Source organism: Shewanella sp., assembly GCF_051658185.1.
GTDB lineage: Bacteria > Pseudomonadota > Gammaproteobacteria > Enterobacterales > Shewanellaceae > Shewanella.
In genome coordinates, this window is record NZ_JBOFMC010000382.1 from 1 (window position 1) to 8,484 (window position 8,484).

Consider the following 8,484-nt stretch of genomic DNA (forward strand, 5'->3'; position numbering starts at 1 on the left):
ATGACCCGTGAGTGCCGCATAACGCTGACAATGCGCTAGCGTCGTTGACGACATCTCGCCCACCGTCATAGCGCCCAGCGGTTTTAACACCGCTTGATTTAATTGTGCTAAAAATTCATGTACCCGCGGACCATCGGTATAAAAACGTCGCCCATCACCAGATAAATCATCTGCAAAGTCTTGCGACTTAGAAATTAAATTAATCACATCTAAGCGAAAACCATCAACGCCCTGCGCTGACCAAAACTTAAGCACTTCTTTTACTTCATCTCGCACCGCCGGATTTTCCCAATTTAAATCCGCCTGCTGCTTGGCAAATAAATGCAAATAATACTGCCCACTGGGTTTATCCAAAGTCCACGCACTCCCACCGAACTTTGATACCCAATTATTTGGCGCGTGATCATCTACCGGATCACGCCAAATATAATAATCCCGATAGGGACTCTGTAGATCACCTTGCGCGTACTTAAACCACTTATGCTCAGTCGAGGTATGATTGACGACAATATCCATGATGATGCGTATACCACGGCCATGCGCGGCCGCCACTAAGGCTGAAAAGTCAGCCAAAGTTCCAAAGCGTGGATCTATTTGATAGTAATCGCTGATGTCATAACCGTTATCTACCTGCGGCGAGGTGTAAATAGGTGTTAGCCAAATCGCATCAATGCCCAACGCAGCAAGATAATCTAAGCGGGCAATAATTCCCCTTAAATCGCCCATGCCACTGCCGGTAGAGTCTTGAAATGATTTAGGGTAAATCTGATAAATCACTGCGCTTTGCCACCAGTGCGCTGTATTAATTATTTTATGATGCATTACTTACCCTATTGTTCAGCAAAGGAGAGGAATACAGCACGCAACCAAGCCATGGCGCACCAAAGGCCAAAAGGGCAATAGCGAAAAATGTCGGCCACACGCGAGCAGGTAAACTGACGATCGCCAGCCAACCCCCACTGCCGATATTAAAAGCGGTCAGTGAAAAATAACTGGCCAGTAAGCCTGCTAGCGCACTACCAAACAGCGCGCAATAAAATGGATAACGATAGGTTAAGTTAATGCTATACATCACTGGCTCAGTGAGCCCCCAAAGCGCATCTTTGACCGCCGCCCGTGCAGTTTGCCGCGCTCGGGCAGGCCAGAACCAACTGCAACCAAGCGCCGCTCCCGCTTGCGCTAAATTAGACAGTACAATCAGCGGCCATAGCAGTACAAAACCATGGACAATAAATAGCTGCAAATCCAGCAACGTCAGCCAGTGATGTTGTCCACGCCGCGCCAAAAGCGCATAGCCACCGGCAAATAGCGCGCCCACTAAGGCGCCATAAGCGCTTTGCCACACACCAAGCAGCGCCTGATTGACTACTTGCGCGCCCGCATTAACAACCGGCAATAGCACTATCACTAGGGCGTAGCTGCAGATAAATGCCAAACCAGGCGCTGCCACATTGCCCCAATGCAGTGCGGTCCGTTGCCGGCACCTCGATTCGATAAAACCAAATACACCGCCAACAAGTAAGCTACTAAGAATTAAGCCGGCGGCCAACGCCGTCGGCTCTCCCGCGGTAAATGGCAACACTTGCGGGTGGGCGTAACATACGCAGGCTACCCCCAGCAACAGAGCGAGCGCAAAATTGCCTCCCGTTACGTTCGCCGCGGCAGCGCATAACGCAATCGGCACAAGATAAGGCAAACTTTGACAAACCCGTGCCAGTGATACCGGCAGTAATACGCCTTCGCCCCACAGCAACCACGCCTGCTGCAGACCTAAACACAGCGAAGAAAAAAATAAAAAACCAAATAGCGGCACTAACGCTCGCGCCACAAGCGTATTGAGCGCGGCGCATTGATTTCGCCCTCCCGCCCAGCAGCGCGTATTCGCCGTCGCAGCACTGTGATGGGGTGAGTGCGGCGCTTCTGATGGCGCGGCGTTAAGTTGGCGATTGAGCTGACAAAACCATTGCTCAACCTGCATGCCCAGCACAATTTGGCATTCATTACCTTGTAATAAGCATGCTTTAACCTCGGTAAGGCGCTTAATCATCGCCATATCAACTTGTTTTGGGTCCTGCAACGCTATTCTCAAGCGGGTTAAACAGTGCGCCGTCTGCACAATGTTCTGCTTGCCCCCGAGCGAAGCTAATAATAGGTTTATATTTTCGTTCATCCCTGCCGACCTAACCCCAATTTATGTAATAACAAAAATGCAGGCTTGAGCGGCCTGCCTTTGATCCTATTTATTGCAACGTTAGCCAGCGCACTTGGTAAGCCATAAATGTAAATTCATCGCCACCTATTTTCTCTCCGCTTAATTGGTCGGTGAGCACGCGCCCCCCAACACAATCACCAATCGAACTAGGCACAGAGACAGCTTGCTCACTGAAGTTAGCAATCACCAATAATTTATCACCCGAGCTACGCGCACGAACAAAGGCAAATAATGATGGCCGATACGTCTCTAATATCATCGTGCTGGCGTTACCTAATACCGGCAGAGATTTTCTTAGCTTTATTAAATCACTTAGTTTCGTTGCGATTTCTTGTTGCGCTAAAGACAACGGCAAGCCACTGGCAAGATCAGGGCGATTGACCCAGCGACTATCCTCTTGTTTAAATTCATCGTTCAGATAACGGTAGTCATTAAGTGCCGCTACCTCATCGCCTTGAAATAGCAATGGGATACCGCCAATGCTCATAATAAGGCTGTTTAGCAAATAAATCCGTCCTTGCGCTAAGCGCAGTGCCTCTTGGTCTTTATTTTCCAGCGCACACTCTAAACCGGCCAGTGAGGCCAGCGAGCCACACACACGGCAATCACCGGTGGTTGGGTTAGCTTGAAATGGCACCCCTTTGGCAAAGCTGCCAGCAAATTGGCCGGTGTAAAAATTATTTAAAAAACGCCGGTGATCATAACCGTTAATACCTAGACTTGCGGAGATCTCATCATCAAAAGTCCAACCGATATCATCATGGCAACGTATATAATTCACCCAACTGCACGCCTCACTGATAGCAAAGCTTTTTTTAAGTGAAGCGGTTAATAATTTAGTCTCCCGCGTTGCCAAACTTTCCCACATCAGTGCCATAAGCAAAGGATTATAAGAGAGTTGGCTCTCTTGCTTGTCGATATATTTTACCACTTCATCTGGATGCACAATCGCTTCGGATTTAAACACCACCGCAGGCGCCACAATCTGTAAGCAGGCATTAAACGCACGGATCAAGGTATGTGCTTGCGGCAAGCTTTCGCAGAGAGTACCTTTTTCTTTCCATATAAAAGCCAGCGCATCAAGACGCAGTGCTTCGCAACCGATATTGGCCAAATAAAGCATTTCATCTGTGATCGCAGTAAAAACGTGGGGGTTGCGGTAATTTAAATCCCATTGAAAACTATTAAACGTCGTCCAAACCCACTTGTTGACATCAGATAAATACGTGAAACTACCTCGGCGCACACTGGGGAAAATTTCTCGGCAAGTCTGGTTATAAGCATCAACCTCAGCTTGCTCGTCAAAAAAATAGTAATAGCCATTATAAGGCGCTTGCCCTTGACGGGCCGCTTTCGCCCAGGCGTGCTCATCGGCGGTGTGATTAAATACAAAATCCAGCACTAAAGAAATCCCCGCCGTGCGCAACGCCTGCGCTAACTGGGCTAAATCTTTATTGCTGCCTAAATTTTTATCCACTTGCCGATAATCAGATACGGCATAACCGCCATCGCTGTTACCTTCTGGCGATAAATACAATGGCATTAAATGTAAATAGTTGATACCTTGCTGCTGTAATTGCGGGATCTTCGCTATTAAGCCCTGAAAATCACCGGCATAGAGATCAACATACATCGCCATGCCAACCCGATCATTGCGTCTAAACCAATCGGGCTCAGCTAAACGGGCCGCGTCCAATGCTTTAAGGCTGCGGCTACGCTGCGCAAAACCATTGACTAACACTTGTATAAGATCATGCAGTGCGAGGTTAGCATTTGAATATAATTGCTGCCAATGATTAAGCAACTCATGACCATGCAACTGCCAACGCTGTTTGAATAATTCACGATCATCTTTACGCATTTTAGGCCATTTAACAGTCTGGATCAAATCTGCCAGTTGACCGGATAGGGGGACCGTTGTCATTAGTTACTTGCTCCTTGCTAAACCAATAACAGTAACGGCAGCTCACTTAGCCGCCGTTACTATTTACTTAAGTTAATTAAAAATTATAATTCACACCAAGCACAAACAATGGAATATAGCCACCAAATCGATTTTTTTTGCCGCCATTATTGTAGTCATAGTTATCGTATGAAATACTCTTATAGCTAAACTCCCCAAATACGTTCCAAGCCGTGGTCAATGGGTAATTAGCCGATACACCATATTTTGCATATTTTTCACGCCACAAAGGATCGCTATTGCCATCTTTTTCTTTATCGAAGATGCCAAATTCACCCCACAATGACGTGGTCAGTTTGCCCCAATTATGCCAAACCCCTGGTTTGATAAACCATTCGCGCTCATTTTCATTGTTGCCAGATTTTGGTTGCCATTGACCTTCTTGGTAACGAACATTAAGCCACATGCCCGTTGTTTCATTGAGTTTGTAACCTAAACCAGGCTCCATTTCCCAATAATCAAATTCACCGGCATTACGCTTATATTCGACGTGGTACATGGCATAACCGCTAGCCGTTAAGCGTTCAGTTATGTTATAGCCACCAAAAATTTTCACTTCTGGCGTGGTGCGCTTATCTGCGCTTTCCATAGCCAACTTTGTGCCCCAACCATAATAACCGCTTTGCATTTTATAGGTGCGATTTACAAATAATTCATGAATTGAGTTTACACCACGATTATAATTTGCATGGGTAATATTGCCGTTGTATAGCTCTTCTCTACCAGAGTAAAAACCGAAATCCCAGCCTTGGAGATCATCATGGCGAAAATTACCCTGGGCTAACGTGAACTTTATTTTACCTTCAGCTAAACCATCCTCACGGTCGACATGCTCAACTTCCATGTTTGATCCTAGCGAACCATGGAATTTACCTTCATCTTGCTTTGACTGGCCTAATGCGGCTAATAATTCAGCGGTGCTATATTCATCTTTTAGCTGGGAGACTTTATCACTCAGCGCAATGCTACGCTCTCGGCCATGTGAATTTTCGCTATTTATTTCTTCATCTGCTTTTACTGCAGGGTTAAGCATGATCGCGCCGACTAATACGGCAAAGGTATTTAAATTAAATTTAGCTGTCATTGATTAAATCCTTTTATTTGGCAAGCAACCCCCTCATAAAAAGAGGGTTATATTTTATTGTTATATGGTTATGAATTTAGCTTGGGTGGTGGCGTAATCAATTGCGCCAGTGTACGGCCTCGATTAAATGCCTTACCCTTATTGTCAAATAAATGACATTTTTCTGCAGGAATACGAATATCAAGGCGCTGACCTAATTCAACTTTTAGGGTGCCCGGTACGCGCACCAACACCTCTTGCCCTCCATGCACTAAAGTTGTATAAAGCAGGGATTCGGTACCTAAACGTTCCACACCTTCCACAATCACGCCAACACCTTGCGCATCAAGCAATATATCTTCAGGTCTTATGCCCAATGTCATCAGTGCGCCATTCGTGGCTAAGGTGGCATCCACATCCGCCCCAAAACTGTAGTCACCGACTTCAACGATAGCTTGATTTTGCGTAGCGGCTTTTAATGTCGCCGGCAACAAATTCATTTTTGGTGAGCCAATAAATCCAGCGACGAACAACGTTTGTGGGAAATAATATAATTCTAATGGCGACCCCACTTGTTCAATTTGCCCACCTCTTAAGACCACGATTTTGTCGGCGAGTGTCATCGCTTCAACCTGATCATGGGTTACATAAATTACTGTTGATTTTAGCTTTTTATGATATTCGGCTAATTGCAAACGCATTCTGACGCGTAATGAAGCATCTAAATTTGACAGGGGTTCATCTAATAAAAAAAGCTTTGGGTTGCGCACAATAGCACGACCAATAGCCACACGCTGACGTTGACCGCCGGATAATTGGCTGGGTCGCTGCTTTAATAACTGGGTTAATTCCAGCATGTCCGCGACATCACTTACGCGCTGAGTAATATCTTTCTCTGGCACTTTGGCCAACTTTAAACCAAAGGCAATGTTTTCTTGCACTGTCATATGCGGATAAAGCGCATAAGACTGAAATACCATACCAATGCCGCGCTCTGTTGGCGACATATGGTTAACCACTTCACCATCAAGTTTCATATCGCCAGAGCTTATTTCTTCTAAGCCCGCGACCATACGCAACATGGTAGATTTACCGCACCCCGATGGGCCAACAAAAACGGTAAATTCTCCATCTTCAATATTTAAATTGGCATTTTTAATAATGTGCGCGCCATCTTCATACACTTTATTAATGTTACGCAGTTCTAACTGAGCCATATGCAATCCCTTTCCATCTAATGTGGGGGTGCATGCACCCCCAACCGTCCATTAGGCGGCGTTACGCTCACCGAGTATCTGCGCCAGATTTAACTCGCAGGTATCAGCAAAACACCAATGCGCCGCACCGATACGCTGCATTGGGCCAATGCCGACCACCTGCATACCGGCGGCTTTGGCCGCTTCAATGCCGGCTTCAGCATCTTCCACCACAATGCAATCGTGCACATTAATGCCCACTTGCCCAGCGGCATGAATAAACACGTCCGGAGCCGGTTTCGAGCGAGCCACCGACCAGCCATCTCCAATGGCATCAAACAGCGGCATTAAGCCCAGTTTGTGCAAAATCGGCCGAGCATTTTTGCTCGCAGAGGCCAGCGCCACTTTAATGCCACGTGCATTTAATTCCAGTAGCAAATTATGCATACCAGGCAGTACATCGCTGGGGCTTAGCGTTTCTAGTAATTGCAAGTAATAGCCATTTTTGCGCGTCATCAACTCATCGGCTTTATCATCGCTAATCGCTTGCCCAGCCAGAATTATATTTAAAGATGCACGACGAGACACACCACGCAGCTGCTCATTGATTTCCCGATCAAAGTAATAGCCTTCTTCATTGGACATTTTCAGCCACGCTTGATAATGCAACTCGGCGGTATCGGTGATCACACCATCTAAATCAAAAATAAATGCTTTACACACGAAACAGCACCTCAGCTTGGTCAATTACACGCATTTGGCCAAAAATCTCCATTTCTAATGGCGCACCGGCTTCACGACGCACAATAGAAACACTTTGATTATCAACACTGATCTCTAAACGCTGACCTTGATAGAACAATGGGAAATTAATCTGTTGCCACTGCGCCGGTAGGTTAGGTTTAATTCGCAAGGTGCCATCGAGCAAACGTACCCCGCCAAAGCCACAGACCACACACTGCCAAATTCCGCCCATCGATGCGGCGTGAATACCGTGATCAGAGCTCTTCATATTTTGGCCAATATCAATAGCTGCGGCTTGTGCAAATAAGTCATACGCCAAGGTGCCATTACCCACATCGGCGGCCAACACGCTATGTGTGGACAGACTTAACGAGGAGTCATGCAGGGTTTTTGGCTCGTAGTAATTCCAGTTAGCCACTTTCGTCGCAAGATCAAATTTGGCTTCCTGCAGATAAAACAGCACCATGATATCGGCTTGCTTAGACACCTGGATCTGGTTGACTTGTTCTAAGTTGTAATCTTGGAACAGTCCCCCCACAAACGGCTGCTCTTTGTATTTTGTCAGATCAATGATCTCTTTTTGCAAATACGTATCATCTTGTGGAATCACTTTATCTTGCGCACGCGGCTGTGGCAGATAGATATGCTCAACCCGCTCTAACCATAATTTACGTGCGGCAGTTAAATCTAACTTGGCTTCAAGTTGCGCCAAAATAGCCGGATTATTTTTCGCCAAGTCATCGTAATAACGAATCGCTAAGCGAATATTTTCCACTGCCATATAGTTGGTAAAGGCGTTGTTATTAACGTGCTCTTTATATTCATCAGGGCCAATCACATTGCAAATGCCCCACTGATTACGATCAGTGAGCCACTCAAGACGACTGCACCAGAAGGTTGCAGTATCAAACATGATCTCGTAGCCCATCTCATCCATAAAGACTTGATCGCCGGTGATCTGGTAGTACTGCCACACAGCATTGGTAATATCGCAAGTGATATGTTGCTCAATAAATCCAGACCAGATCTTGGTCGATTTACCGGTCACAATATCCACCGCGCCCCATACAGGGGTCACTTCTTCTCCGCTTAAGGCCGACTCCCATGGGAATTGCGCCCCGATATAGCCATTATCTCGGGCTTTTTTGCGCGCACCAGGCAACGTTTGGTAGCGATATTCCAGCAGGCCGCGGGCAACCTCGGGCATGGTGTAGATATAAAACGGCAACATGAAGACTTCGGTATCCCAGAACGAGTGGCCCTTATAGCCTTCACCTGAGAGACCTTTAGCGCCAATACCAAAACG

Annotated in this window: 7 protein-coding genes; all 7 read right to left on the minus strand. The window is 46.5% G+C overall.

What is annotated here, in order from left to right:
- The coding region (locus ACRCZA_RS14290; protein WP_438675073.1) for an alpha-amylase family glycosyl hydrolase at positions 1-822 on the minus strand (822 nt) is incomplete at its 3' end.
- Positions 812-2,170 (minus strand): PTS transporter subunit EIIB, encoded by a 1,359-nt coding sequence (locus ACRCZA_RS14295; RefSeq protein WP_438675074.1) that lies wholly within the window; start codon positions 2,168-2,170, stop codon positions 812-814. The genes ACRCZA_RS14290 and ACRCZA_RS14295, both read right to left, overlap by 11 nt.
- A gap of 70 nt (positions 2,171-2,240) precedes the next feature.
- On the minus strand, positions 2,241-4,136 hold the full coding sequence (locus ACRCZA_RS14300; RefSeq protein WP_438675075.1) for an amylosucrase: 1,896 nt from the start codon (positions 4,134-4,136) through the stop codon (positions 2,241-2,243).
- A 76-nt stretch (positions 4,137-4,212) separates the two neighbouring features.
- Positions 4,213-5,208, minus strand: coding sequence for an OmpG porin family protein (locus ACRCZA_RS14305; protein ID WP_438675076.1), 996 nt, complete (start codon positions 5,206-5,208; stop codon positions 4,213-4,215).
- Positions 5,209-5,327: 119 nt separating this feature from the next.
- Complete coding sequence (locus tag ACRCZA_RS14310; RefSeq protein WP_438675077.1) at positions 5,328-6,455, minus strand: ABC transporter ATP-binding protein; 1,128 nt, start codon at positions 6,453-6,455, stop codon at positions 5,328-5,330.
- A gap of 51 nt (positions 6,456-6,506) precedes the next feature.
- Complete coding sequence (pgmB, locus tag ACRCZA_RS14315; RefSeq protein ID WP_438675078.1) at positions 6,507-7,157, minus strand: beta-phosphoglucomutase; 651 nt, start codon at positions 7,155-7,157, stop codon at positions 6,507-6,509.
- Positions 7,150-8,484, minus strand: a 1,335-nt coding sequence (locus tag ACRCZA_RS14320) for a glycosyl hydrolase family 65 protein (RefSeq protein WP_438675079.1), incomplete at its 5' end; no start/stop codon positions are given. The genes pgmB and ACRCZA_RS14320, both read right to left, overlap by 8 nt.

Coding starts and splice junctions, on each gene's coding strand:
- ACRCZA_RS14295 (WP_438675074.1), bottom strand. CDS start 2,170: ATGAACGAAAATATAAACCTATTATTAGCTTCGCTCGGGGGCAAGCAG.
- ACRCZA_RS14300 (WP_438675075.1), bottom strand. CDS start 4,136: ATGACAACGGTCCCCCTATCCGGTCAACTGGCAGATTTGATCCAGACT.
- ACRCZA_RS14305 (WP_438675076.1), bottom strand. CDS start 5,208: ATGCTTAACCCTGCAGTAAAAGCAGATGAAGAAATAAATAGCGAAAAT.
- ACRCZA_RS14310 (WP_438675077.1), bottom strand. CDS start 6,455: ATGGCTCAGTTAGAACTGCGTAACATTAATAAAGTGTATGAAGATGGC.